At 61.1% G+C, this 25,767-nt stretch carries 21 protein-coding genes, 1 tRNA gene and 1 pseudogene; 10 read left to right on the forward strand and 13 right to left on the reverse strand.

Annotation, left to right across the window (positions count from 1 at the left end; translation table 11 throughout):
• Nucleotides 1-166 precede the first annotated feature (166 nt).
• Together P1IM2_RS08725 and P1IM2_RS08730 are read right to left on the reverse strand one after the other, a co-directional pair.
• Nucleotides 167-3,355, reverse strand: a complete 3,189-nt coding sequence (locus P1IM2_RS08725) for a bifunctional cytochrome P450/NADPH--P450 reductase (RefSeq protein WP_186402190.1) — start codon at nt 3,353-3,355, stop codon at nt 167-169.
• Nucleotides 3,356-3,357: 2 nt separating this feature from the next.
• On the reverse strand, nt 3,358-4,062 hold the full coding sequence (locus P1IM2_RS08730) for a TetR/AcrR family transcriptional regulator (RefSeq protein WP_186402191.1): 705 nt from the start codon (nt 4,060-4,062) through the stop codon (nt 3,358-3,360).
• A gap of 220 nt (nt 4,063-4,282) precedes the next feature.
• Here P1IM2_RS08730 and P1IM2_RS08735 point away from each other — a divergent pair, with 220 nt between their 5' ends.
• Nucleotides 4,283-4,693 carry an acyl-CoA thioesterase gene (locus P1IM2_RS08735; RefSeq protein WP_409574531.1) on the forward strand — a complete coding sequence of 137 codons (411 nt, stop codon included), beginning with the start codon at nt 4,283-4,285 and terminating at the stop codon, nt 4,691-4,693.
• 261 nt (nt 4,694-4,954) lie between these two features.
• On the opposite strand, the gene P1IM2_RS08740 is transcribed toward P1IM2_RS08735, so the two are convergent.
• On the reverse strand, nt 4,955-6,019 hold the full coding sequence (locus P1IM2_RS08740; RefSeq protein WP_186402193.1) for a helix-turn-helix transcriptional regulator: 1,065 nt from the start codon (nt 6,017-6,019) through the stop codon (nt 4,955-4,957).
• A 199-nt stretch (nt 6,020-6,218) separates the two neighbouring features.
• On the opposite strand from P1IM2_RS08740, the gene P1IM2_RS08745 reads away from it, so the two are divergent.
• The 5 genes and pseudogenes from P1IM2_RS08745 to P1IM2_RS08765 form a co-directional block, all read left to right on the forward strand.
• Nucleotides 6,219-8,264 (forward strand): TonB-dependent receptor, encoded by a 2,046-nt coding sequence (locus P1IM2_RS08745; RefSeq protein WP_186402194.1) that lies wholly within the window; start codon nt 6,219-6,221, stop codon nt 8,262-8,264.
• Nucleotides 8,265-8,274: 10 nt separating this feature from the next.
• Nucleotides 8,275-9,420, forward strand: coding sequence for a PepSY domain-containing protein (locus P1IM2_RS08750; RefSeq protein WP_186402195.1), 1,146 nt, complete (start codon nt 8,275-8,277; stop codon nt 9,418-9,420).
• Nucleotides 9,421-9,428: 8 nt separating this feature from the next.
• The gene (locus P1IM2_RS08755) at nt 9,429-9,611 is read left to right on the forward strand and encodes a hypothetical protein (RefSeq protein ID WP_186402196.1); all 183 of its coding nucleotides are present in this window, start codon (nt 9,429-9,431) and stop codon (nt 9,609-9,611) included.
• Between the two features lie 13 nt (nt 9,612-9,624).
• Nucleotides 9,625-10,524: an alpha/beta fold hydrolase gene (locus tag P1IM2_RS08760; RefSeq protein ID WP_186402197.1), complete on the forward strand. Its 900-nt coding sequence runs from the start codon at nt 9,625-9,627 to the stop codon at nt 10,522-10,524.
• Between the two features lie 60 nt (nt 10,525-10,584).
• A pseudogene (locus tag P1IM2_RS08765) lies at nt 10,585-10,725 on the forward strand (transposase); the annotation flags it as partial.
• A 99-nt stretch (nt 10,726-10,824) separates the two neighbouring features.
• Here the strand turns inward: P1IM2_RS08765 and P1IM2_RS08770 are convergent.
• Both P1IM2_RS08770 and P1IM2_RS08775 read right to left on the reverse strand, forming a co-directional pair.
• Nucleotides 10,825-11,802, reverse strand: a complete 978-nt coding sequence (locus P1IM2_RS08770) for an NAD(P)-dependent oxidoreductase (protein WP_186402198.1) — start codon at nt 11,800-11,802, stop codon at nt 10,825-10,827.
• A 295-nt stretch (nt 11,803-12,097) separates the two neighbouring features.
• Nucleotides 12,098-13,423, reverse strand: a complete 1,326-nt coding sequence (locus P1IM2_RS08775; RefSeq protein WP_186402199.1) for a site-specific integrase — start codon at nt 13,421-13,423, stop codon at nt 12,098-12,100.
• A 171-nt stretch (nt 13,424-13,594) separates the two neighbouring features.
• Between P1IM2_RS08775 and P1IM2_RS08780 the strand changes: the two genes are divergently transcribed.
• Together P1IM2_RS08780 and P1IM2_RS08785 are read left to right on the forward strand one after the other, a co-directional pair.
• A tRNA-Lys gene (locus P1IM2_RS08780) sits at nt 13,595-13,677 on the forward strand.
• Between the two features lie 167 nt (nt 13,678-13,844).
• Nucleotides 13,845-14,465, forward strand: a complete 621-nt coding sequence (locus P1IM2_RS08785; RefSeq protein ID WP_186402200.1) for a hypothetical protein — start codon at nt 13,845-13,847, stop codon at nt 14,463-14,465.
• Nucleotides 14,466-14,470: 5 nt separating this feature from the next.
• Here the strand turns inward: P1IM2_RS08785 and P1IM2_RS08790 are convergent, their stop codons facing one another.
• From P1IM2_RS08790 to P1IM2_RS08805, 4 genes are all read right to left on the reverse strand, one after another.
• Nucleotides 14,471-14,665 carry a hypothetical protein gene (locus P1IM2_RS08790; RefSeq protein WP_186402201.1) on the reverse strand — a complete coding sequence of 65 codons (195 nt, stop codon included), beginning with the start codon at nt 14,663-14,665 and terminating at the stop codon, nt 14,471-14,473.
• 315 nt (nt 14,666-14,980) lie between these two features.
• Nucleotides 14,981-15,370 (reverse strand): hypothetical protein, encoded by a 390-nt coding sequence (locus P1IM2_RS08795; protein ID WP_186402202.1) that lies wholly within the window; start codon nt 15,368-15,370, stop codon nt 14,981-14,983.
• Between the two features lie 92 nt (nt 15,371-15,462).
• On the reverse strand, nt 15,463-15,768 hold the full coding sequence (locus P1IM2_RS08800) for a hypothetical protein (RefSeq protein ID WP_186402203.1): 306 nt from the start codon (nt 15,766-15,768) through the stop codon (nt 15,463-15,465).
• A 220-nt stretch (nt 15,769-15,988) separates the two neighbouring features.
• On the reverse strand, nt 15,989-16,729 hold the full coding sequence (locus P1IM2_RS08805; RefSeq protein ID WP_186402204.1) for a hypothetical protein: 741 nt from the start codon (nt 16,727-16,729) through the stop codon (nt 15,989-15,991).
• Between the two features lie 276 nt (nt 16,730-17,005).
• On the opposite strand from P1IM2_RS08805, the gene P1IM2_RS08810 reads away from it, so the two are divergent.
• Nucleotides 17,006-17,755 (forward strand): hypothetical protein, encoded by a 750-nt coding sequence (locus P1IM2_RS08810; RefSeq protein WP_222103018.1) that lies wholly within the window; start codon nt 17,006-17,008, stop codon nt 17,753-17,755.
• A gap of 129 nt (nt 17,756-17,884) precedes the next feature.
• Here P1IM2_RS08810 and P1IM2_RS08815 read toward each other — a convergent pair whose 3' ends face one another.
• The 4 genes from P1IM2_RS08815 to P1IM2_RS08830 all read right to left on the reverse strand — a co-directional run bounded on the left by P1IM2_RS08815 (nt 17,885) and on the right by P1IM2_RS08830 (nt 23,404).
• Nucleotides 17,885-19,546 carry a DUF3987 domain-containing protein gene (locus P1IM2_RS08815; protein WP_186402205.1) on the reverse strand — a complete coding sequence of 554 codons (1,662 nt, stop codon included), beginning with the start codon at nt 19,544-19,546 and terminating at the stop codon, nt 17,885-17,887.
• A 190-nt stretch (nt 19,547-19,736) separates the two neighbouring features.
• A complete protein-coding gene (locus P1IM2_RS08820; RefSeq protein ID WP_186402206.1) occupies nt 19,737-19,985 on the reverse strand; it encodes a helix-turn-helix transcriptional regulator in 249 nt (82 codons plus the stop codon).
• A gap of 415 nt (nt 19,986-20,400) precedes the next feature.
• A complete protein-coding gene (locus P1IM2_RS08825) occupies nt 20,401-21,711 on the reverse strand; it encodes an integrase family protein (protein ID WP_186402207.1) in 1,311 nt (436 codons plus the stop codon).
• A gap of 316 nt (nt 21,712-22,027) precedes the next feature.
• Entirely contained in the window at nt 22,028-23,404 is a 1,377-nt protein-coding gene (locus tag P1IM2_RS08830; RefSeq protein WP_186402208.1) for an MFS transporter, read from the reverse strand.
• A gap of 190 nt (nt 23,405-23,594) precedes the next feature.
• Between P1IM2_RS08830 and P1IM2_RS08835 the strand changes: the two genes are divergently transcribed.
• A complete protein-coding gene (locus P1IM2_RS08835; RefSeq protein ID WP_234179097.1) occupies nt 23,595-25,736 on the forward strand; it encodes a TonB-dependent receptor in 2,142 nt (713 codons plus the stop codon).
• The last annotated feature ends 31 nt before the right edge of the window (nt 25,737-25,767 follow it).

A 25,767-nucleotide genomic window follows, 5' to 3' on the forward strand; every position in this document is an offset into this window, starting at 1 on the left:
ACGTAGCACACGCAGCGCACACCGCGCGTTTCCTCAATGGCTGAGACCTGCATCGAGACGCCACGCAGCCGATCCGCGTGCTTCGAAGATGTGCGGAGATCTCCCCAGATTTGTGACCGATCGTCAAAGGGCGCGGATGCGATTTCGGTCTTGCCAGGCTGCCACACTATTTGCCGAAGCCGAAGACATCCTGCTGGAAACGTCCTTGTGCAATCAGGGCCTCAAGCCAGGCCGAGCCTTGCGCATGCTCGCCGCCGGCCTGCTGCATCCAGATGCGGATCAGTGTATCGCGGACAGCGGGTGCCATGAACTGCCCGTCGCCACACAAATATACATATCCTCCAGCTTCGAGGGCCGCCCAGACGGCCTCCTGCTTAGCCCAGAGGGCATCCTGAACAAAACGCCACGGATGACTTTCGACTGCGGAGAAAGCGAGATGCAGGAAGGCGAGTCCCGTCGTCTCCCAGCGCTCCATCTCGCCGCGGCAAAGCCAATCGTGATCAGGGTGTCGGCAACCGAAGAAGAGATGGCTGGGTTCAGTGAACGCGCCCGTCATGCGCTGCGCCTCTCGCTCCTGTAGAAAGCCACGCAAAGGCGCGAAGCCCGTTCCGGGTCCAATGAGGATCATGGGAACAGCAAGGTCAGTGGGCGGCGCGAACGGCGGATTCGGCTGACGGACGTATGCGAACACCTCGGCCCCAGCCTCCGCTCTCGCCATATAGGTCGACGCAAAACCGCGATGCTCCCCCAGCCCCGACCAAGCGGGCGCCGCGGCGGTGCCGATGATCAGGTCCACAATATCCGGCGCAATCAGGGGGCTCGAGGCAATCGAATAGAAGCGTGGCGCAATCGCCGCCGACAACTCGATGAGCTGAGCCAAGTCGGCCTCGATTGCAGGATGGCTCTCGTAAAGGTCAAGCAGGGTCAGCCGTTTGCCCGCCACCGAGGCATCATAGTCATTGGCGAGTACAGCTAGCTCGGCGCGCGTTTTCGGGCAACGTGTCGCGCCTCCCAAAACATCGAGCGCGCGTTTTGGCGCCGGGTCTGACAGCTCGACGAAGTCAGTAAGCAGTTGCCCAACGGTCAGTGTGCGGCCGAGCGGCAAATGACGAAAGCGGCCACCCTGCCCGTCCACGGTGACCTGCATGGCCGGATCGAGCGCCAACCGGGCCAGCGCGCGGTCGACCAGGTCGGCACGGTTTCGGGCATAGACCGCGACATGATCTCCCGCCCGGTAAGTCTGTCCTTCGGGCAAGCGAAGCCGGATCAACCGTGTCGAGGGCCGGGGCGGTTCTTTCGCGAAATCCCAAAGCCCGTCGGCGGGTCGGACGAGTTCGGTGTTCGACACCACCACCAAGCGCTGCGCATGCTCGGGCAGCGCCGATGCCCGAAGATCGCCGGGTTCAACCAGCCGAATTGCCAGCTGCGCATCGGATGCGACGGGTACGCTCGCAGCTCCGAGCGCCTGCCACAGATCCCGAACGAAGCCGGCGACCGCGCCGTCGAAATCTCCTTGACCATCGGCTTCCGCACGGGGCACCAGCCTCGTCGCACCCACAGCGTCGAGCGCGGCGTCGATACGCTTCGGAAAGGCCTGATAATTAGGCCACTGCGAATTGCCGATACCAAGGACGGCAAAACGCACACCCGCCCATTCCTCCACCGTGAATACCTCCGCGTCCAGCGACTTCTCGACCTCTTTGGCTGAATCGGGAGCACGGCCATTATAGGTGGCGGTGATGATCAAGATCAGCTTGTCTTCGGGCAGAGCGCCGCTTTGCAGCGCCTCGTCCATTGGTCGAACAGCGACATCAAATCCATCTGCCTCGGCGCGCTCGGCGATTTCTTCGGCAACATCGCGCGCCGTCCCGAGGGAGGAACCATAGAGGACCACGAAACGCCGGCCAGTGCCAGCAATGGAGGCGAGAGATTCCTCGGTGGCCGCCTGATTTAATGGCGCGTGCACACTCCGTTCGTGCGCGCCGCGAAGCCGAATGCGCATGCGGAAGTCATCGGGCTTGATTGACAATGTTTCCTTGATCCGGAGCTTGTAGGAGTGCGGATCGCTGATCGCGAACCGGCGCAGCAGCATTGCAAGGGCAATCTTCGCCTCGACCATGGCAAACTGTCGTCCGATACAGGCCCGTTCGCCATTGCCGAACGGCTTGAAGGCGTGGGGATGGCGTGCAGCCTCGGCATCGGGAAGCCAACGGTCGATATCGAATTCTTCGGGATCGTCCCAAGCAAGCGGACTGCGGTGCAGGCCGGGTGTGAAGATGTTGATCGGCCGGTCCTTGCGCATGTGCCATGCGCCGCCGATGATCTCGTCCTTGAACGGGGCGACCTGGAACGCCGGGGCCGTGGGCCACAGCCGGAGCGCCTCCTTGAGGATTCGTTCGATGACTTTGAGCTGCGCGACCTGCGAATAGTCGGGGCGTGCGCCACCCGGCAGCACGCGGTCAACCTCCGCATAGGCCTGGGCGAGAACCGACGGATTCCGGAGCAGGTAGCTGAAGGCGAAGGTCAACATACCCGACGTCGTTTCATGGCCGGCGATCAGGAATGTCAGGACCTGATATCGGATGTTGAGATCGTCCAGCGCTTCACCCGTTTCCGGATCGACTGCATTCAGCATGAGGTTGAGCAGATCCTTGCCGTCGGACGGTTGCCGGCGGCGGTCGGCGATAATGCCGTCGACCAGGGAATTCATCTGGGCGATATCCGCTTCGTACCGGGCCTTCGCGCGCGCTGCAAAGCGCTGCTGAATAGGAAGCCGGGTGATCATGTTGAGCGCCTCTTCGAGGGCACGGCCCAATGCGACGAGAAAGTCGTCAAGCTCGTCGCGGCCGAAGCTGTCGAAGCGATGGCCGAAACCCGCGATCGCGATGGAATCGAGCGTCAACCGCGTCATGTCGTCGGCCACGAGCACGTCGGTGCCGGCCAGCCGTTCCCACTTCGCAACAAGCTCGTCGCAGACGTCGACAATCATGTCGAAATATCCACGCATAGCGCCCTGACTGAAAGCCGGAAGGAGGATGCGGTGCGCCTTGCCCCAGTTCGGCTCGTCGCTGAACGCGGTGAAGAGACCATCGCCGGCAAATTTCCGGACGACTTGCAGCGCAGGACCCGGCATTTTGCGGAACCGCGTTTCGTCAGAGAGTTCGGCAACGAGGTCGGGGTCGGTAACAAATAGCGAGACGCGGTCACCGAAGCGGATCTTGAAGATTCCCTCGGGCGTACCGCGACTGACTTCGAGCAATCGGCCGATCAGTCCTCCACGCGCGATCTGGTGCAGATGTCCCACCAGAGGGAGGCCGGCCGGCGATGGAATGGGCCTTCGCGCTATGGGCATCATGTCTATATCCTCCCTTCGCGGGTTTGACCTTGCTGTGTCGATACACCGGCGCTCGCAGCATCGGCCGAACCGCCGCCTGCTGCGATGTATCCATCACCCAGGCCCATCAGGGCGCGCAGGGTCCGCACGAACGTCAGTTCGGGCGCCGCGCCTGTGTGGCGACGCAATGCAAGGCCGCGCCAAAGGTCAAGGAGGGCCTCGGCTGCCGCCCTCGCGGCGACAGGCGGATCGACTGAAAATCGCTTCGCGAGATCGGCCAGCAGCGCCCCGAACAAGGCCAGCATACGCTCCTCGGCCTGTTCGAACCTCTCTCCGAATAAAGGATCCCTGTTTGCATGAAGCCGCAATTCGGTTGCAAGCGCAGCCCATTCACGCTGCGCGGCGAGCGCTCGAAGCCATTCGGTCAACGCGTCAAGAGTGCGCTCGACGCTGCTTCCAGCCACGGCGTCGGCGATACACGCCAAGCTGGCATGTTGTTCGCCCATATGCCGCTCGAGAAGATCGAGGAGAAGGGCGTCCTTGCTCGCAAAGTTCGAGTAGAAAGCCCCTTGGGTATAGCCTGCGGCGCCGCAGAGCGCGCGCAATGAAAGGCCGGGTATGGACTGGCTCACGACCATGTGTTCGGCGAGATCGAGCAAGCGGGCACGCGTTGCGGCCTGGCTGTCGGCCCGGCGGACCCGCGGCGTCTGGGCGCGTGCCAATTGCATCTCGTCTCTCCCGGTCTTTCAATTTCAGATTTCATATGATATCCGAGTTGTCGCGAGTCAAGCTTTCATCGCCTGCCACAACGCATGGCGGGGAGGCAGCGAGCCTACGCCGGACGCCGGAGAGCGAGGAATTCATGATCATTGCGCGCTTTGATATCTACCATCGTCAGGGCATGGCATTGTCAGCTCCCGCCAGAGCAAGCGGGTTCGCTCCAGACCGATGATCCCTCAGCATCATGGTCAGGCGTTACGCTACCGGCACGAGATCCTCGTGACTCTCGATATGATCGACGAGCTCGGTCATGTGAACAACGCCGTCTATCTGCGGTGGGTACAGGAGGCGATTTCGCATTTTTGGCAGAATACTGCACGACGTGAAGATCTGGAGAGGATCGTCTGGGTGGCGTTCCGGCATGAGATAACTTACCGACGCCCGGTCTTCGAGGGCGAAAGGGTGGACATCGAGCTATGGGTCGCAGATTATTCGGGTCCCCGCGCCATCTTCGAACTCCGGATCGGGCAGCCAGGAGACGTGCGCGCGGAAGTGACCAGCACCTTATGCTGCCTCGACCGTTCGACCCGGAAATTGGTACGCGTGACGGGTGATTTGGCAGGTCTCTTTTTCGCCTGATCTCGATTCCTGATCTCTTCTTTGAGCAATTTTCTCCGCGTTGACGATGAACGAGGCGATGGAATCTCAGGCAAACCGGATCAGCGGCGCTACATGCGATGCGTCGGAAGATCCGAAAAGCCTAGAAAACGAACAATCGGCGCTCCTCCCGCGACCGTTCGCCAAGCACCTTGGGACGGCGCATTATTTCAGCCTCGGCGGTCGACCCTAGGAGACTAAGACATCGGCGGTCGTTGGTTCCGAGAGGAGATAGTCGACACCTCAATGAGGCACGATCTGAGTATTCTTCCGGTCCAGCGATGGCGGAAGGCCGAAGTGCCGGCGATAGGCGGCGGTGAAGGCAGCGGGGTTGGTGAAGCCGACCCGATATCCTGCCTCGGCGATGCCGACGCCATGCTCGACGATGAGGATGCGCCCCATCTCCAGCCGCCGCGCGCGCACATAACCGAAGACCGTGGTACCGAACGCGGCCTTGAAATTCGCCTGGAGCGTGGTGACGTTGATCCCAAGTTCCCTTGCAAGTTCGAGAAGCTTTGGCGGATCGACGAGATTATGATCGAGCATGGTGCGGGCATGGACCACGCGGTCATAATGGCGCCGCCCGATCCGCGCGACCAGTCGCTGCTCTTCCTGGAGCATCGACGCGGTTTCGAGAATGAACCCGAGTGCCTGTGCTTCACGGTGAATGGCTCCGAGCGCCCCGGAATAGGGTTGCCGGAGCGTATTTTCCGCGAGATCAATCAGCTTGCGCGACGGGGGTAACAGCGACGAATGGAGGCCCGGGTCGAGATAGGATCGCAGCACGTCGAGTCCGCCGTCGTCTACAAGATCGGCAAACCGGTCGAAAAAGCACGGGCGGAGGGTGACCCCGAAGGCGCGATTATGCTGCATCGCTCGCCAGGGGCGACTACACGACAGCCTCTCGCCGTACCCGACGACGATGACCCGCCGCGGTGGCGAGACGACAGGAGGATAGCCCATCACTTCGAGCGCGGCGGTCTCCCCTTCAAGCATGATCGCACATGAGATCGAGCGGTCTACTTCGACCTCGATTTGGCTATCTGCGGTATAGACAAGGTCGTACGCCGTTAGAAGCAGCCCGGGCTGCAATTCCTCACCAAAAACCGTCCCGGACATGGCCGGCGTATCGACCCGGGAATCGGGTCGCGCGACATGGCTAATCTTGACGGCGCGCTCGGCGGCGGCCCGGACGAGGTCCGACACGGAAAAGTCGCCCGAAATGGAAGGTATCAGGAAGCCCGCTTCCGATCTGCTTGTGCTCTCATGACGCATCGACCTGCCTCGTACTGTTCCCACGCGACTCATTTCTCGCAATGGAATTTTCGCCTTTCTGCATAGCGCGCGCGATGGCGCCCAGCCAGATTAAACGATAATAGGAATTAGTCGCAAGTGCGTCGCGCTATGCGATGGTCGGCGCACGGCCCGTGGGTGTTTTCAGGAAAAATGACATAAGGTCTGGCCTGTCCCATCGGCGCCAAGCGCCCAAAATGGGGCGATAATCTATATGCGGAAAAATATACTGTTTGTGATCGGCGCGGCCTCCTGTGCGCTCGGCCAGGCTGGAGCGGTGCGAGCCGAAGATGCGCCGACGGCGCCGGATGACATCATCGTTACCGGCGAGCGCGCCAATCGGACCCTGCGTGAAACCGCAGCAAGCGTTTCGGTATCGACGCGGGAAGATATCGAACGAAAATCGGGCGTCTGGTCGGTCAACGAACTGCTCGATCGCATCCCCAACATCATCGCCACCGAACCGGGCAACGACATGCCTGCGGTGCGCGGGATCGACGGCACCGGCCCGGGCGGCGGCCCGACCGCCTTCTTCGCGGGGGGCCGGCCCCGCTTCAGCTACCTGGTCGACGGGCGCACGCTGAGCTTCAACGAGGCGACCTTCGGCGACACCAGCCTCTGGGATATCGAGCAGGTCGAGGTCTATCGCGGGCCGCAGAATACGCTGCTCGGCCGTAACGCCATCGCCGGCGTCGTCGCGATCAAGACCGCCGATCCGACCTTCGACTGGCATGGCGCGGCGCGCGGGGTGGTCGGCAATCGCGACGAGATCCAGACCTCGGCGGCGATCGGCGGCCCGATCGTGTCCGACCTGCTCGCCTTCCGCGCCAGCGCCGACTGGCAGCGCAGCCAGAGCTTCGTCGATTTTCAGGGCTATCCGGGCACCGACAACCCCGGTCGCTACGACACGAAGACCTTCCGCGGCAAGTTGCTGCTGACGCCCGCCACAGGCATTCGGTCGCTCCTCACCCTTTCCTATCAGGATGGGAAGGAGCCGCAGTCGAACTGGGTGAAGCTGCCGTTCGAGCGCGCGATCTCGATCGACGCGGGTCTGCAACAGCCCGTGTTCCGGTCGCGCAATTCGACCGCGACCTCCGACACGACGATCGATCTTGCAGGCGGGCTCAGCCTGCAATTGCTGCTCTCCGCCACCGATTTCCGGATCAACCGCTACGCGCCCGCCGGCACCGGCAATGCACAGATCGACGGCGAAGAATATATGGCCCAGCCGCTGCTGCGCTACGGCACCGCAGACGGCCGCTTTTCGGGCTTCGTCGCCGCCTATATCTTCCGTGCCCGCCAGGACGACACGAACGATCTGCTCGGCGGCGGCGCCTATCGCGACAAGACCGATACGACGGCAGTGTTCGGCGAAGTCACGGTGAAGCCCGCCGATCGGCTTTCGATCATTCTCGGCGCGCGCTACGAAGAAGAGAAGCGCTATCGTGTCGGCGCGACGGGCTTCCTCGTCACCGATTTTCAGGAAACCTATAAAGAGTTCCTGCCCAAGGCGACGCTGTCGCTCGACGTCGCGCCCGATGTGACGATCGGTGTGACCGCCAGCCGCGGTTATAACGCGGGCGGCGCCAGCATCACCCTGTCCCCGCCCTTCCAGGGCTATACCTATCGGCCCGAGCATGTCTGGAATTTCGAAGGCTTCGGGCGCGCCGGCCTCGGCAACGACCTGTCGCTGACCGGCAATATCTTCTACAGCCGCTACAAGGACATGCAGCTTCCGCTCTATCTGACCTCGCTGTCGATCGAGATCCGCAACGCCGAACGCGCGACCACGCAAGGCGCCGAAGTGGGCCTCAGCTGGCGACCGTCGGACAAGAATGAAATCTTCGCGAACATCGGCCTGCTCGACACGAAGATCAATCGCTACAGCAGCGATCCGCGCGCGGTGGGGAATGAGCTGCCGCGGGCGCCCACGTTCAACTTTGCCGCTGGTTTCAGCTTTTCTCCCGACGACCGGTTCGAGCTCGGAGCCGACATCCGTTACAGCGGGTCCTATTTTTCCGAAGTGCTCAACGTCGAGCGCGCGAAGGTCGGCTCATGGGCGGTGGTCAATGCGCGCGCCGCCTACAGCATAGGGCCGGCGAAGCTGTTCCTGACTGCGCGCAACCTGCTCAACAGCAACAAGGTCGTCTCGAAGGGCCTTGGCGCAAACCCGTTCACCGGCATGGACGTGCCCGCGCTCGACAATGCCGTCCTCCTCGAACCGCGCAAGATCAGCGCGGGCATCGAACTCAGGTTCTGAAGGACGGGCGATGGCGCTTTCGCAAACCGGCATCCGGCGGTGGTATCTGGTCCATAAGTGGACCAGCCTCGTCTGCACCGCCTTTCTGCTGATGTTCTGCATCACCGGGCTGCCGCTGATCTTTCACGAAGAGATCGACGCGTTGACCCGCGCGCCGGTGATCGCGGCGACGGCCGAGGGCAGCGCCAGCCTCGACGCTGTCGCCGCCGACGCGCTGAAGGGCCATCCCGGCTGGCACAATATCTTCGTCGCCTATGACGCCGACAAGCCGGTCATCTTCGCCGCGGTCGGGCCGACGCCGCTCGCCGGCGAGGACGAGGGCAAGCTCTATCTCTATGACGCGCGCAGCGGCAAGCGCCTCGACGCGCCGCCGTTCAACGAAGGGGTGATGGCGTTCCTGCTCGATCTCCACGCCCATCTTCTGCTCGGCATTCCGGGCCAGCTTTTCCTGGGACTGATCGGCCTCGTCTTCCTCGTCGCCGTGGTGTCGGGCGTGGTCGTCTACGCGCCCTTCATGCGCAAGCTGGCGTTCGGGACGGTGCGAAAGGACCGCAGTCGGCGGCTGCGATGGCTCGACACGCACAATATGGTCGGTATCGTGACGCTCGGCTGGGTCAGCGTCGTCGGTCTTACGGGCTTCATCATCACAATGACGCTTCCGATCACGATGATCTGGCAAATGGATGAGCTTGCCGAGATGGCGGCGCCTTACAAGGACGCGACGCTGCCCGCTAAGCTGACGTCGGTCGACGCGGCGGTCGCAACGGTTCGCGCCGCGGTTCCGGACGCCAAGGTCAGCCTCGTCTCCTGGCCCGGAAGCCAGTTCAGCACAAAACATCATTATATGGTCGCGCTCGCCGGCGATACGCCGCTGACCGAGCGGCTGATCAACCCCGCGATGGTCGACGCCGAGACCGGCAAGCTTACCGATGTCCGCGACATGCCCTGGTATGTGAAAACGTTGTTCCTTTCAGCCCCCCTGCACTTTGGCGACTATGGCGGAATGCCGCTCAAGATCATCTGGGCGCTACTCGACATCGCGGCGATCGTCGTGCTGTGGACCGGGCTTCGCCTGTGGCTTGGGCGGCGGAAGGTGCCGATCGAAAAACGCGTCGCCGAACTCGAGAGCGGCGGCGTGATTGGGCCCACGGAATGAAGGCGCCGATGAAGGGCAGTCAGTCGGGCTGGCGCATCTTCCGCTGGCCGCTGCTGATGGCGCTCGCCAACGCGGTGGGGCTGGTCGCGGCGCTGGTCGGCGACGGCTGGTACGACCTTGTTTCCTGGGCGACGCTGGGGCTTACGTTGGTGGTCATCGCGGCGTGCTGGCGTGGATGGCGGGCGTCTTGACCGGCGGCCGGTCATGAGCGAGCACCCGCTCGGTACGAGCCGGGCCGTGATCACGCGCGACGGCCGCAGTCTCCATGTCATGGTGAAAGGCGAGAACGCACCCGGCGTTCCGACGATCTTGTTCGAAGCCGGTCTCGCCGCCCCACGCTCCTATTGGGGCCTGGTTGTGCCTGAAGTGGCGCGGCGCGCGCGCGTGATCGTTTATGATCGCGCTGGCCTGGGGCGCAGCGAGACGGATACCGCGCCGCGAACGGTATCGCGCATGGCTGATGACCTCGACGATCTGCTGGACAGCCTCGAAGCCACTACTGTCCTGCTCGTCGCGCATAGCGGCGGGGCGCTCGTCGTGCGCGAAACCGCAGCGCGGCGGCCTGACCGCGTCGCCGGCATGGTCCTTGTCGATCCGTCCGACGAGGGATGCGATCCTGTCTTTTCGCGCAGCTTTCGCCTGATGGAGAAATTCGTCCACCATGCCAGCTACCTGCTCGCACGCATCGGACTGCTCGGGCGGCTCTTCGACAAGCAGCTTGCACCGCTCCCCGCGCTTCTCCGCGCCGAGTTCCGGGCCGAAGCATTCACCAACGGCGCGATGCAGACCCGCGGCACCGAATTGAAGGGCATGATCGAGACGATGAACGCCTGGCGTCATCGGCCCGCAACGTCCGTCGATTTTCCCGTGACGGTGATTTCTGGAGCGAAAGCCGATCCCGGCATGTCGACGACTCTGCGCGCAGCATTCAATGCCTCACACGCGCGCCGCACCAGCCTGTCTTCGTACGGGCGTCACGTCCTTGCCGAACACTCGGGTCATTTCATTCCCCTGACCGAACCCGAAATCATCGTGTCGGAAATCAAAAATTTGGTCGAAACCCTCGAGCCGAGCCATACCCAGGATCAGGACCTACTAATTTGATGAGACGGTTGTGATTCACGCTCGCGGTGAGGAGCCTGGATGATGAGTGTTTTATAGTGGTTGACGGACGAGCAGAGGGAAAGTCTTCAGCCCTATTTTCTGAAGAGCCATGGCCGCGAGCGCGTTGATGATCGGCGTGTTTCGAGTGGTTTCATCTTCGTCAATCGCAATGGGCTGAGGTGGCTCGATGCGCCGAGGGAAACATGCAGAACACCCGAAGATTGCGCCACCGACGAGATGGTCATTGTCTGACCGCGTATCTCATTGACGACGAGCTGCACGGTTACATTCCAAATTGGGCTATCGCGGCCGAGTGGCTGCAGGCGCGGCACGGGCGACCGCGTTTCGGCGAGGAAGTCGACCGGACGCAAGAGTTCGTGGTTGTTCGCGCGGCAAGCCGGCATCACGCTCGCATTGTTCAAGCAGCATGAAAAAGTCCCTCGACCCATGCCCTTGTGCGCGGGCTGCTTCATATCGCTGACGGACGAGTGCGCTGAGCGTCATCGGCACATGATCGGAATTGGCCGAATTGATCGCGAGATCGACATCATTGATCATCTGTGACACCGTAAACGCTGGCGTAAAATCACGCCGGATGAGCATATCGCGCTTGTAGCCCAGAACCGGCGACGCGACCGCGCTTTCGCCGATGACATCGAGCATCGTCTCGACTGATAGACCGCCTTTCTCACCAAAGGTTAGCGCCTCGCCGACCAGCGCTGCGGTACCAGCCAGCATCAGGTTGAGGACCAGTTTCAGGTAGCGGGCTTCCTCCGCCGATCCGACCAGGAACTGGCGCGCCGAAAGGCAGGACAGGAGCGGCAGCACAGCGGCGTAGTCGGCACTATCGCCCGACGCGAGCACGGTGAGCTTCCCGTCCTTCGCCGCGACGGTGCTGCCGGAAACCGGAGCGCGCAGATATCGCGCGCCCGCGGCGGCGAGTGCGGATGCCACCCTCGCAGACAAAGCAGGTGACAGCGTGCTCATTTCGATGATCAGCTTCGATTCGTCGAGCGCGGGCAGAATCCCGTCCTCGCCGAAGATGATCTGTTCGAGCGCCTGGTCGTTCGGAATGGTAATAAATATCAGGTCGCTCGCGTTCACCAATTCGGCCAAGCTCGCCGCCCTCTGCCCACCTTCGGCGATGAGGCGTTCGATTTCGGTCGGTGATGGGTCGAACACCGTTACCGGATAGCCTTGTCTAGCCAACCGATAGCTCATCGATGAGCCCATCTTGCCGACACCGATCCACCCTATCCGCTCCAATCGGCTCATCATTCTTGTCTCCATCCGGCCATTTGTCCTGCCAATGGTGGCGGCCTCGCATCTTTCAACAAAAGATGCAAAATGTCCAAATTGAACATCTGTGCCGTGCTTATTGGACCCTCATATGGTTGCGCGGTCTGGTTGTGGCCAGCCAAAACGATCCCAGCGCGCGGTGTGCTAAGTTACAATTAGAACGCCACGAGCTGTTGCGGCCGGATTTTCGAACGGGGGAAGTCCGCAGGGCTGAATACGCCTCAATCCAAGTCGCCCCCCGCAATTCGCGACGCCCGGAACAACGAGCATGGGCCTACGCTGCTGAATCCACGACTATAGGTCGCGCTGAGACCGCAGCGCTACAGCAAGAGATAACGCGCTGCTCCAAGAGCGACGCCCAAGCGCGAAGGGCCTCTTTGCGCGGCTCGAACAACTCCGACTTGTTGTAGACGCGCATGATCTTGGATCGCGTAGCGGTCGCCACGTGATTGAGAATACGATCCGCTACATGGGGCGGAATTCCCAAAATTTCGCAGGCGTGAGTGTTGAAGGTGGTCCGGAGATCGTGAACTACCCAATGCGGCATCTCAGGCGCCTTTTCGTCCTCCATCCGATCGATGCGTGCATCTTGAATTGCCTTGTCCAATCTGCGCCGCCCCTTGGTGAATCCGGACACAGGCGTGTCGCCCGTCGTCGTGAAAACGAACTTGGAGTCCTTCGGTCGATCCGGATGTTCGATCGCTTCGATGATGATAGACCGCGCCAACGCGGATAGCGGCACGCGCAGTGCGTTGTTCATCTTGGTGCGAGCGCTGGGCAACAACCACACAGCTTCATCAGGTGACTGGTCGGTGGCGAGATCGAGATGCTCAATAGGCATCGCAGCGACCTCTTCGCGTCGATTGGGGAGCACGATCAGCAATCGAAAAAGCTGGTCGAAGGGATAGCCCAATGTGCCAGCCGCGGCCCATATCTCCCTGAGTTCATCAATCGTGTGGAATCGCTCGCGCTCATTTTCCCTGGACGGCTTGCGCACTTTTTTCGCAGGGTTTTCGCTAAGAACCCCTTCATCGACGCACCAGTTGAAGAAGGCCGAGGCGTAAGCCAGGTTTCTGTTCGCGGCGATAGGCGCCGTTTTGGCATGCTTCTTCACGAGATCGGAAATCTCGGCTTGCATGATCGAACCCGGTTCCCGGTTGAGCAGCGTCCGCAGAAGCCCCCTCTTTCCATCGAGCGCCCGCTTGGTTTGTGCTCCACGCCGATGGTGCGAAAGCACAGCCGCGTGATAGTCCTCAATCACTTCGGAAAGAGTCTTGCGATTGAGAGCGGCGATAGCTGCGGTTCGGCGCGCGACGCGCTTGCGTTCGTTGGGATTGCTGCCCTGGTCAATCTGGGTCCGCGCAACCCGGGCTGCGGCACGGGCTTCGGCGATCCCCATGCCCGGCCAGGTTCCAAGCTTGATCCGGCTGCGCTGGCCGTCCTGCAGGCGTACAGCTAGCGACCAGGTCGAACTGCGCTCGCCCGCGCGGAAGACGAGGCCCCCTTCTTTGTCGTCTCGAAGCTCGATCCGTTTTGTCGGGTCCGCGCGGACTTTGCCGATCGCAGCCTCAATACCGTTTTTTGTCAGTGATATAGTCATGAATCGAACTCGGCATGGGGAGAAATCAGAATGCTATGGGTGCCGTATGGGTGTCAAAATAGCCTTGACTGACGGTATTCAAAGGTACATCAAGACGGAAGAATATGGAAGAGGGCTTCTGATATTATTCATTAATGTCAGTAGGATAGTTTATATATCGCGGACTTGGGCGGACGCTGACGGAAGCAGACGGAAAGCGCTGAAAACGACTCTTAATCAGCGGGTCCTAGGTTCGAGCCCTAGTGCGTCCACCATTTTTCACCATATAAAGCAGGTAGTTAGCGGCGTCGTTCGCTGCATCCGCTAGGTGGCCACGCACGCGCTCTAGCGTATTTCTAGCCGCTTGCCGCCCCATTCTCGCGCAGTCGATATTCGATCGGTGTTTGGAACTGGGAGCGATCATGGGCTAACAAGCGAGGCGATGAAAGTTCTACTCATTTCCGTTCTTGCTTGTGCCGGTGTCGGTGCTGCGGTCGTCGCCGCTAGCAACCGTCAAAGCGAGATGCACGAGATTGCAGGACATCGTTTCGAGGTTCCGAAAGACCATATCTTCGACATGACCATTCCGTGGTTGCCGAAGTCGGAAAGTGACTCATTTACATTTCTATTCGAACCCAACCCCAATCCTGACGCCATCCCAAAGCACAGGGTCTTGGTTCAGCGCCTTAGTCGCCTTTGTCCCACCGCCTCTACGACGGATGCCACCCAAATGTTGAGAGTAGTCTGCGGTCAGGAAGCGCCCCGTGCCGACGCACGTCCTCCTTTCGTAAAGGTCCAAAATGACCTCGGTTCTTGGTCGTCAGATTTGTATGCGGTCGAGAAGGAGCCCGGCGAGGATGATATTCGGGGCAGGCAGAAGGTCGCCTATTGTCAGCTCTTCGGGCCGAACCCTGCAAAACCGAAGGAAACGACCCTTTGCACCACTTTCTGGGCGTATAAGGGAATGATGTTGCAGTTCAGCTTCGATGAAGAAGAGTCTTCTGAAATGCCTGCCATGAAAGAGAGGGCGATGGCGCTATTGGACGAATGGGAGGTGCACTAAGGCTTTCACAAGGGGCGATCCCAAGTGCCATCTTCTTCCCAACGGCGAAGGGCGGCGATCACATCAATCATGTCGGCGCGACAAAGGTGTCCCGCTTCGATTTCGGGCAGCACCATTATCTCAACGAACAGATCGAACGACCCGAACAAAACCACGAATGGGGAAGGTTTCGGCTTCCCTTCCCGCTCTATCTTAGCCACGCGGCGCGAAAGTGCCCTGACCGCGCCCATGTGGTTAGGTTAGACCGAGTGCAGTGCGCAGGCTGTCCGGTGACGGTGCAGGCGGTGCCGTTACGGCAGGGACAACAGGCTCCGTCAGTGCTGCGCATGTAGGCATCCTGTCGTCTATCAGCGCCATGACGCGAGGAAGCTCATTCAGAGCATGGTGAAACAGTGCAGCGTCAATGGCTTGGCGTTCGTGACAGACAGTGGCGTGTCGGCGCACGAGAGCTGCGCGGATCGCGCGCTGGTCGTCCTCCTCCATGCGGCGGCGCACCGCCAGTGGCAGGTCAGCTTTCATTGTAGTGTCCCTAGCTTGGCGAGCAGTTCCAGTGCCTGCTCGCGGTCTTCCTGCGTCCCGCACTCGCGCAGCACATCAAGGCAGTTGCGCACCGACTGTTCGTAAAACTCCGGATCGTCCTCCTTGAGCTTTTCGATTGGCTGCGGCGGTCCGGGCACGATGCGAAGGAAGTTCAACAGCTCGTCGCCGGTCATGGGCAGCACCTTGACCTGGCACTGATGCTCGTGGGCAAGGCGCTCCGCTGCTGAACGCCAGCGGGCATGGTCGCTAGCGTGCTGGATCGTCACGCGGCGCCCGTTGATGAGCACCAGAAGGAACAGGTCACGAGCACCCGGCTGTGGGCACATGGCGTTGTAGATGGGTTGCCAACTTCGATAATCGGACATGGTGCTGCCTCCTGCCCCTAGGGCGTCAATTCAGTGTGTGCCGGTCGCATCGCCGACCTTTTCGGTGTTTGTGCAATTTGCGGCGTTTGCACTCACCTGAGCCTCGCCTCTTCGAGAGCCGCGATCCGAGCCTCCAGCTCCTCGGTCGCCCGCACGTCCGCGAGCGCCTTGATAGATTCGATGATGAGCCTGCCGACATCGGGCGCGACAGCACCGGCGGCGATGGCGTCCAGCACCTGAGCAACCTGCTCACTGATCGGCGCGGTGCTGTCGAACTCGAAGTTCACCTTCTCGGCCTGCGCCTTCACCGAGGGTAGCACCTTCGACAGCACAATGGATGCGGCGTTGGTATCGCCTTCCAAGGCGCGCGCCACCAGCATCGCGACGATGTTGCGCATTTCGTCCAGCGCCGCCTGTGTGGCTAGCAGCCTTTTGTCAGGCACGCCCGCCGGTCGCCCCTTGGGGTTTGGCGACGGACACCCCGGCGTCCATGACGGATTACCCGGTCCGCGTGGAGGTGTGGTCACAGACTGGTCGGCGACCGGCGTGGGCTTCCAACCCTCCATCCACGGTGGCGATTGACCTTCGGTCATATGAGCGAACCCCGATTTGATTGGATCAAGCATCGAGGACGAAGGCCTGCTCGGCCGCCGATTTTTTGTCTTTTAGCTCTTTTGCGAGAATGCGCCGGGTGACGATTCCTCGGTCATTCCGCACCTCGATACACCCGACTGCCTTGGCAAGTTGGGTGTGAACGGCCCCGCCTCGGCTTTCGAGTAGGTCCAGACCGGCCTGCGCCGCTCTGAGGCGCTTCGCCTTCACCGGCTCGTGATGCTCATGGTAGATGCGGGTCAGCGTCGCCTGCATGTCCCGGTCGAGACCCGACAGGTAGGATGGCGCACCGAGGATGGCGGTAGCGGTTCGCTGGTCGCCGTCCTTGATTGCGGCCTGCACGAATGCCAACCGCTCGCCAATTTTGAGACCCTTCACATGCGAACGAATTTCAGCGGCGATCATCCCTGCCGCTTTGCTCTCGATGGGCGAAGAAAATTCCTTCTCGATCCCGGCAATAACGACCTTGAGGTTCGATGCAGCGGAATCAAAGCGCTTGGCGATCTGCGCAAATACCTTTTGCCCGAAGGCGTCGGTTTCGATGAGCTGCCGCGCTTCGTTCCACGTTGGATTTGTCGCGGCCTTCTCCTTGGCATCATGAACCCTGCCGATGCCGGTATAGGCCTCGGTAAATGCAGCGACTGTCGGACCAAGAATGGTCTCGGTGTCCTCGTCGTAACTGTCGAGAGCCTTGACCACGCCGGGATGAAGATCGGCTGCGACGCGAGTATCAATATTGTCGGACATATTAGGCTCCGATACGGCTAAGCATGGGCTAGAGCGTATTGGAGCGCGGCGAAGGTCCGCAAGCATTTTTATTATATTTCAATTGGATAGGTCAGTTCACCAAGAACCGGCCAACTAATACCCTGTTTGACGGTCGAGCGGATTTAGCCCCAAATGAGCAGGCCGTTGTGGGGCGAATACAGCCCCGGCAGCGTGCGGGTGGCACCCTAGGGGCGAGCCGAGTGCTTTCGTGCCCCAGCGCGGCGGCTAGCGGCCCGGTTTGCGGAACAGTGCGTGATGGCAGTTGTAGCCACACGCCGATCCTATGCTACGTCGGGTTTTATGGACCCGATAGAGGAAAATCTTGCGAACTGGGGTAGTTCGCTAATGGAGAAAATACCTGTTGGGGGGCTGCTGTCCCGCAACGCCGTTGCCTATAAGTGGAAATCGACGTTCCGCGCTTGGATGGTCCGAGAGCTGGCGTTTTGGCGGGAACACGACTTGATGGTCCAGTCATATGCGCTGCATCAGCAGGGACATGGGCTGGGCGCGCGGATACTTCTGCGCAGTGGGTTCGAAACGTTTGCCATGCTCACCTATCTCAACCTGCTGATGCAGCGCGTGCTGGACGGCCAGCTAGATTTTCATAAGTTTGGCGAGAAAACGTCTCGGCTGTTGCTGGGCGCGCGCGACAACGAGGAGATGCCTAATCCAATCCACATTCTCGACCTATTGAGAGACTGCGACAAACGGTATCCCGGTCTAATGAAAGTTTATGACGGCCTCTCGGAAACTGCTCATCCGAACTACGAAGGGATGATGAGCGGATACTCAAAAACAGACCATGATGAATACGAAACGACCTTCTCGAACCGTTGGGTGGAGTTACACGGCGACCGCCACGTCGATAAGATGATGTTGTGCATGGAGACGTTTCACCACGAATATAATGACGTGTGGCCAGCCCTCATGGAGAAGTTGGAGAAGTGGATCGAGGAGAACGACGAGATGCTCGAAGCGACAAAAAATAATCCGCCAGCGATCTGACACAGACCCCATGTCTGCTATCTCTGCATTACGTAGGCAGTGCACTCTTACAGGAGGGGGCATACAACCTCCCTGTAATGTGCGCGCAAGTAAGAGTTAGCAGAGATGGTGGCCAGTCCTAGAATGTGGTTAGCTCACGTCGCCGATAGCGTCCCGCACCGCCGCCCGGCGTGCCCGCCATTGCTCCCCTTCGCGGGCGAATAGCTGGAAGACCTGCGGGTGAACGGAATACTTGCGCGGCCAGCCGCCATACTGGCGAACCTGTGTCTGCGCGCATAGCCAGTCCGCATCTTCGAGAACTTGCACGCCCTCGCGGCGCAGCCGGTCGTCCGCCTTCTTGAACAACTGGCAGTGCTGCGTCATCCAGTCGCGGCTGACTGTGGTTATCGGTTCCTCCGACGCGACGATTGACCGGGCCAGCGCTTGCGCCAATTCGAACGCGGGGGCGGTGCTGAGGATGCTCGAATACAGAGTATGAGCGTGGCGTCGTGCCTTTCGCAGATAGCGAATGGCGCAGCGCATTGCGTCCTCATCGACCTCATTTTCCGATCCTCTCGATGCGGGCGAGAGGACGTGGAACACCAAAGCAATCTCGGCCAGCATACCAGGGTGCTTTCCCAAGTGGGACGCATACGCTGGCGCAAACTCGTCCGTCGCAATGACTAGTTGCCGTATCTCGCGAACCTCGGCGTCGAACAGGCTTCTGGCACCGGCGCTCAAAACAAGGTTGCGCGGCCAAGCGCTGGTCGTGACGGTATAGACCCATTCCAGCCATTCGCCCCACTTGGCTTCTGCTTCCCGCGCATCGCCAGTCGCATCCAAATTTGGGGAGCCGAGTATGCAAGGGATGAAGCGCTGAATCAGGCCGTCCTCCGGCATGTATTTCATCTGCTTCGCCAGCCCGTTCGGGGTGCACGCTGCCAATACCGAAACGCCCCAGTTGGGAACATAAACCGACCCGCGCTCAATCCGGTCAATCTGGTGCGGTCCGCCATCTCGTAGCTGCAACCAATCACCACGGTTTTTGGAAGCTTCTCCCTTGTCGGCAGCGTCGATAGCACCGATCCACGAGGCGAATTCCTCGGTGAGCATCAGCAGCCCGCGCGGGTTCCCCTGTAACTTTGTGGACAGTGCGGCGATGGTCGTGTCGCTCGTATAGAGCGCGGGGACCGGCGGCCTCTCAAATGGCTTCAGATCTTCGCAATCTGACTCCCATCGATGGTAGAGAACTTCGTGCATCCGTTTGATGGGATTGCTAGCCGCGCGCATGGACGGTGACTTGCCAGCTGCGGACGAACCGCACAGGAATGACCACTGACGGGCCGAAACGTGCCAGTTGGACTCAGGACGAACGGTCAGCTTGAAATTGTCGTCAATGACGGATGCGGCAGCGGTTACACACGACACGATGACGCCGCTTGGGTCGAACCCCGTCGCCTGCGAGTAATACCATGCGAACTCCCCTATGGGCAGCGGCACATCGTCAAACGCATACGGGGGCGGCTCCACACGCCGCAGCACGTCGCGTGGCTTTCGGAATTCGAATTCTGCGTCTCGATTGGCGACAACAGAACCCGCCTTGATCCGTGCCTGCTCCGCTTTGGCTTCCTCGATCCGCGCGAAGTCAGCAACCAGCTTAGCCTCCCGGTCTTCGTGTGCGCGTTTCTCTTCGTGGTTTTTGTAGAGGCCCAAAGTGGGGTCACGGGTTGAGGCTGACGGCTCGACCTTCCGCCAGTCAATATTCCCATTCGCATCTTTTGGCGGGTTCCACGCGCCGCTGACGTCAACCATGACGCGGCCCTCCCCCAATGGGGTCAACTCGAGGTAGCGCGGTCGCATCCGGCCGATTTTCAGCGCAGCACGATTTTTGGGAAAAAACGCTCAGCTTGCGGACCTCTGGCGAGGCCGGGTAAAGTTGCGTGGTCACATTGTTACTCCGGCGGCAGGGTTCGCGCCCTGCCGCTTTTCATGATGTTGGGGATTAGGCGGCTTCGCTCGTGCTCTGGCGGGCACCGGACGCGAGCCAGCGCAGCACATCGAGTTCGGCATACCAAACCCGACGGGTGCCAGGAGGACTGAAAAAGCGCGGACCTTCACCACGAAAGCGGTATTGCTCCATGGTGTTAGGGTGAATACCGAGCAATCCGGCGACCTCGCGGCTATCGAGGGGACGACGCTTCGGGGTGTAGGCAAACAGCTCGCAGAGCTGCTCGAAAGTCATTTCACTCACAGCAGGTCACTCCTGCAATCCAGCGTGGACCGCGAGTGACCCGGAGCGGAAATGGGGTGAACGGCTCGGAAGCCCGAACCCGATAAGGCACACCCCGCGCTGGATGGAGCGTGCTTGCCCCAGCTTATAGCACCGCCGGGGCCGTTTGTATTTGAGAAAATGCAGCCCCAGCTACGGGGCAGGCCGGGTCGGCCATGCGGCTCGATCCAAAAAATAGCAGGTGGGGGAGGCTTCACCCCCGCCGATACCCTTATCAAAAAAGCGTAGGTGGGGTGATACTTTCAGTTGCGGCTCCCGTCGCCGCAACGCGCAGCGACGATGCGCAGCCTCTCTCGCTGTAGGGCCCCGTGGGGCACGATCGCCACCCTGCCGCCCCTAACCCGGCTCAGCACCCCGATCGGGGCTGTGCGCGAGGCTACGCGGCCCCTGCCGCGTGCAACGGGATGACGTTCTTGCTAGCTGCCACCGCCGCTTGCTCCTCGATCCAGTCACCGATGCGCTGAACTTCCGGTTGCAGCCATTCGAGACGGGCAAGGTCTAAGTAGGCCCGCGCGGTGATGTCTTCCTGTGCCGGTTTGTGGCCAGTCAAAAGATCGACGCGGAATTTCTCGATGAGACATTCTCGCATGGCGTAATTGGTGAACGAGCGCCTAAGGTCATGTAAGCTAAGATGTTTACTGACAATACCGCTGATCGTCTCCATCGGAGCGCGGGCATCGCGGATGTGGCCAGCCTTTGACCACGAGGGGAACACGAACGGGCTGGTCTCCTTGCCCTCCGCAATCGCTTCATCGACTACGGCGCGGCGCGCTTTGAGCAATGCCACGGCTTGCGATGACAACGGAAGCCAAATCGGATCGCCACGCTTGCGGTCATCCAGATGCCACCAGCAATTCGACGGGTCGTGGTCATCAATATTGACGTTCGACCATTGCAGCGTCGCGCCTTCATCGCGACGGCATCCAGTGAGCAGCGCGAAAATCGTCAAGTCGATACCGGCGAGCGCGTCCCGGTTCTTCGGGTTTTGGCGGGCAGCTTGCAGCGCGTTCCACACCTCGCCAACCTTGCGGCGGTCGATGTAGCGCTCCGTGCGCGAACCGAGCGGTGCCCAGTGATCTTTCAACACTTCCACAGGGTTACGCTGAATGAGCGGCGTCCCGTCCGCGCGGCGATACTGGCGGCTGGCGTAGTTGAGCAGGATGCGCAGCGTCACCATCGAGGCATTGGCGCTGGCGGGCGCGCCACGCTTACCGTCCAGACCCTTTTCAACCATTTCGCGGTGGCGCTTGCGCACCGCATCCTCGGTAATCGCGACGATTGGCTTGTCCTTCCAAGCGGCAAACACCTTCTCAACATGGCGCTTCATTTCGGCCTTGCTGCTCTCTTTCAGCTTGCCGGGGCGCTCCACATAGGCATCGCAAACCTGTTGCAGCGTCACCTGCATGGCCTCGTCAGCACGCTTGGTGTCGCGCGGGTCGATACCCTCGCGCATGTCCTGCAAGAGCTTCTGCGCTTTCTTGCGGGCCGCGTCCTCGGTCAGCACGCCATACGGGCCAACGGTAAACTGGACCGACTTGCCCAGCACCCTTCCCATCACGATGAAAACGCGTTTGCCCTGCGACGAGACGCGCAGACCGTAGCCCTTTACGCTGTCGTCCCAATGGATTTCATAGCCCTCGGCGGGCGCATTGACCTTGTCCACGAAGGCCTTTGTAATCTTCGCCATGTTGCTCCTCCGCTGCTAGAATCTAGCATATTTCTAGCAAGGAGCTTACAGCTACGACAAAGCCCCACAAAAAAGCAACGGCTTAAATTACTGATATTTCAATGATAAATAAGCTAGAACAAACTGCCGCAAACTAGCGCAAAGACCCGATTCCCAAACTCTTAATCAGCGGGTCCTAGGTTCGAGCCCTAGTGCGTCCACCATTATCTCTTGAAATTGGTCCGACGGTTTCGCCGATAGGGAGCCGTGGGCGTCGCCTTCGACCTGAGGACGAAACCCACGCAATCACCTTCGAACATTCGCGGCCGTTCGTCCGTCACTCGGCGTCGGCCATCTTTTCGATGTCGCGGGCAAAGGCCGAGAAGCCGGCGGTCAGGATCACCGCAGCAAGGGGCAGCGCGATCCCCGTTACGAGCGCGATCGAATAGCGCAGTGCGCCATCGTCCATGAACAGATGATCGGTCAGCAATGCGATCAGCATCGGACCGAAACCCAGCCCGACCAGATTGACGACGAAAAAATAGAGCGCGGTCGCGCGCGCGCGATATTCGTTGGGCGTGATGAACTGCAGCGCCACCGTGCCGACGCCGTGCATTGTAAGCATGGGGAAAGCGACGGCGAGCAGGATGAAAGCCAGCGGCGGGTTCGGCATGAGCACAGCCGCTAAAAGGGGCGGCCCGCCCAGAAGGATAGAAAGGCGCATCACGCGCAGATGGGCGTCGGTCCGGCCCCGCGCGAACATCCGGTCAGCCAGCGTCCCGCCGAGCACGAGACCGGCCGCCCCGCCGGTCGCCATGATCAGGCCGAACCACAGGCCCGCCTGCGACACGTCCATGCCATAGGTCCGCGCGAAGAAGGTCGGCACCCACGCGATCACGCCGTACATGACGAGGCCGATCAGGGACATGCCGGCGAACAGCGCGCCAAGCGCGACCCTCTGTGCCCTGAGATGCGCCACAAAACCGGGCGCCGCCGCCTCGCGCGGCCCGGCGTCAGCCCTGGCCATGCCGCGCCGCAGCGGTTCGCGAAGCGTGAGCAGCAGCAGGCAGACGAGAATCCCCGGCGCTGCAACCCACAGGAAAATGGTACGCCAAGCCTCGACCGGACCGACCAGCGGCAGATGGACCATCGGCGCCGCAAGGACGGCCTGGACGACGAAAGAGCCGAGGATCATCGCAACCCCCGACCCCAGCGGCACGCCGATCGAATAGACCGCCATCGCGCGCGCGAGCCGATCACGCGGGAAAGTGTCGCTGAGCATCGAATAGGCGGCCGGCGACAGCGCCGCTTCGCCAACCCCCACCCCCATGCGCGCGAGGAACAGCGTCGCATAGCTTCCGGCGAAACCGCATCCCGCCGTCATCGCGCTCCACAGAGCGACGCCGATCAGGATGAGCTTCCGCCGGTTCCAACGATCGGCGATCCACGCGATCGGCAAGCCGAGCAAGGTGTAGAAAAGCGCGAATGCCAGCCCGATGAGCAGGCTGACCTGCGTGTCCGAAATGTCGAGCGCCGCCCGGATCGGCGCGACAAGCAGGGTCAGGATCATACGGTCGATGAACGACAAGGTGTAGGCGAGCAGCAGGACAGCAACGGTGTACCAGGCATAGGCGGGTCGCGGGAAATCGGCGGTATCGCCCGCGTCGGTCACGCGTCCGTGGAGATCACCCTGTCCCGCGTTTCCGCCCGCCATCGCACCCATCTCCCCGGCAGCCGCCCGCTCTTGCATCGCAAGTCAGCCTGTTATATAGAAACATATACTTAGAACACTAAGTAAATTTGTGACCGAGTCAAGCGCGATCGGGAAGCAAAATAACAAAACGGCTGGGAGAGTTGAGATGGCAAAAAACGGAAGGAAGCAGTCTGCCCTGTTTTTGACGGGCGTGGCCCTCGCCGCGATGCCCGCGGCGGCGACTGCACAGGATGCGGCAGCGGATAACAGCGGCGATATCATCGTCACCGCGCAGCGGCAGGAACAAAGGCTACAGGACGTCCCTGTGTCGGTCACCGCCTTCGGGGCCGAGCAGCTTCGCGACAACAGCATCGAGACCGTGCAGGACATCGCAATCCGCACCCCCGGCCTGGCGATCAGCGCGGTCGACCCGGTCAACACAAACTTCGCGATGCGCGGCATCGGCAGCGCGCCCGGGATCAGTCAGAATGCAGGCGGCGACCCATCGGTCGTTGTCTTCATCGACGGCGTTTACGCCGGCCGCGGCGGCACCCCCGATCTCGACGCGCTGGACCTCGAACGCGTCGAGGTGCTGCGCGGACCGCAAGGCACGCTGTTCGGGAAAAATGCAATCGGCGGGCTCGTCCAGTTCGTCAGCCGCAAGCCCACCGACGAAGAAAGTTTCCACTTCGAAGGCACCTATGGCAACTACAACCGCGTCGGGGTGATCGCGCGCGGCAACATGGCGCTCACCGACAAAATCTATCTGTCGGCGGGCCTGTCGCATAAACAGCGCGACGGCTTCGAATATAATGAAACCACGGGCAACGACGTCAACGATCTCAACCTGACGACAGGCCGCGCCGCGCTCCGCTTCGTGCCCACCGACACGCTCGACATCATCCTGCGCGCCGACGTCTCGCGTCAGGACCAGAAGGGCAACCCACGCCACAATAATTGCGATGCCACCTTTGCCGGTGGCATCCATTGCGTCGGTATCAACCCCGACCCGCGCGTCGTGAACGCCTATATCGACGGCGAGGTCAAACGGACGATCCAGACCTATTCCGGCGAGGTCAACCTCGACCTTCCGTTCGGGACGCTGACCTCGCTCACCGCGCTCCGCAAGGTCAAGTTCAACTTCGTCACCCCCTTCTTCAGCAACCCGATCAATCCGCCGGACCAGATCGAATCGACCAGTTTCGGCCAAGAAAACAACAGCCAGTTCAGCCAGGAACTGCGCCTCAGCTTCGATGCACTGGACGGCAAGCTGAAAGGCCAGACGGGCGTCTACTATTTGAAGGAAAACAATGATCGCATAGAGGGCCAGATCCAGGATTTCCCGACTCCGGCGGGATCGGGAACCGGCATCTACCCCCAGTCGGTCCATGCCCGCAGCATCGCGGTCTTCGGTCAGTTCGATTACGAAATCGTCCCGTCGCTGGTCGCGACGGTCGGAGCGCGCATGACGTGGGAGCGCAAGAGCGGCCGCTTCGCGGGCTACAAGGCCGACGACGGCCCGGGCCTTCCGCCGCCGCTCGGTTCGCTCGCCGGCTATGACGTGACCGGCAAGAAGAGCTGGAAAGCCTTCACGCCGCGGTTTGCACTCAACTGGAAAGCGACCGACGACGTGCTGCTCTATGGATCGATCGCGCGCGGCTACAAGAGTGGCGGCTTTCAGGGGCTTTCGGGCACTGCCGCGGGCGCATCGACCCCCTATGATCCCGAATTCGCGTGGAGCTACGAACTGGGTGCGAAGACCGACTGGTTCGATCGCCGCCTGCGGTTCAACGTCGCGGCGTTCCGCACGGATTATTCGGACCTCCAGATCTCGCAGCTCGTCCCGCTCTGCTGCGTCGTCGTCAGCAACGCGGCCAAGGCGCGGATCAAGGGCATCGAGGTCGAAACTGTCGTCAGGCCCTTCGACGGCTTCCAGCTTGACGGCAGCTATGCCTGGCTCGACGCGAAGTTCACCGAATATACGATCCCGGGGCAGAATTACACGGGCAACCGGCTGCCGCGCTCGCCGAAGAACAAGTTCAATATCGGCGGCCAGTATGAAGCCGCGATCGGCGACCTGTCGGCCAAGCTGCGCGTCGATTACAGCTGGGTCGACGATGCCTATTTCGAGGCATCGAATATTCCGCAGCAGCTGTGGCCCAGTCACGAAAATCTGGATGCGCGCCTCTCGCTAGGGGCGCCCGACAAGCGCTGGGAAATCTCGCTGTGGGGCAAGAATCTGACCAACGCGCTGGTCCCGACCTACGTCACCTACTTCGGCCCCTATCGCCAGACGCTCACCCCCTATGCCCCGCCGCGGACCTATGGCGTGACGCTGGCCTTCGGCATCTGAGTTCTGGCGCGGCGGGATCATCTCCCGCCGC

Origin of the sequence: Sphingopyxis sp. P1IMeth2, from assembly GCF_900185685.1 — a bacterium.
Taxonomy (GTDB): Bacteria; Pseudomonadota; Alphaproteobacteria; order Sphingomonadales; family Sphingomonadaceae; genus Sphingopyxis; species Sphingopyxis terrae_A.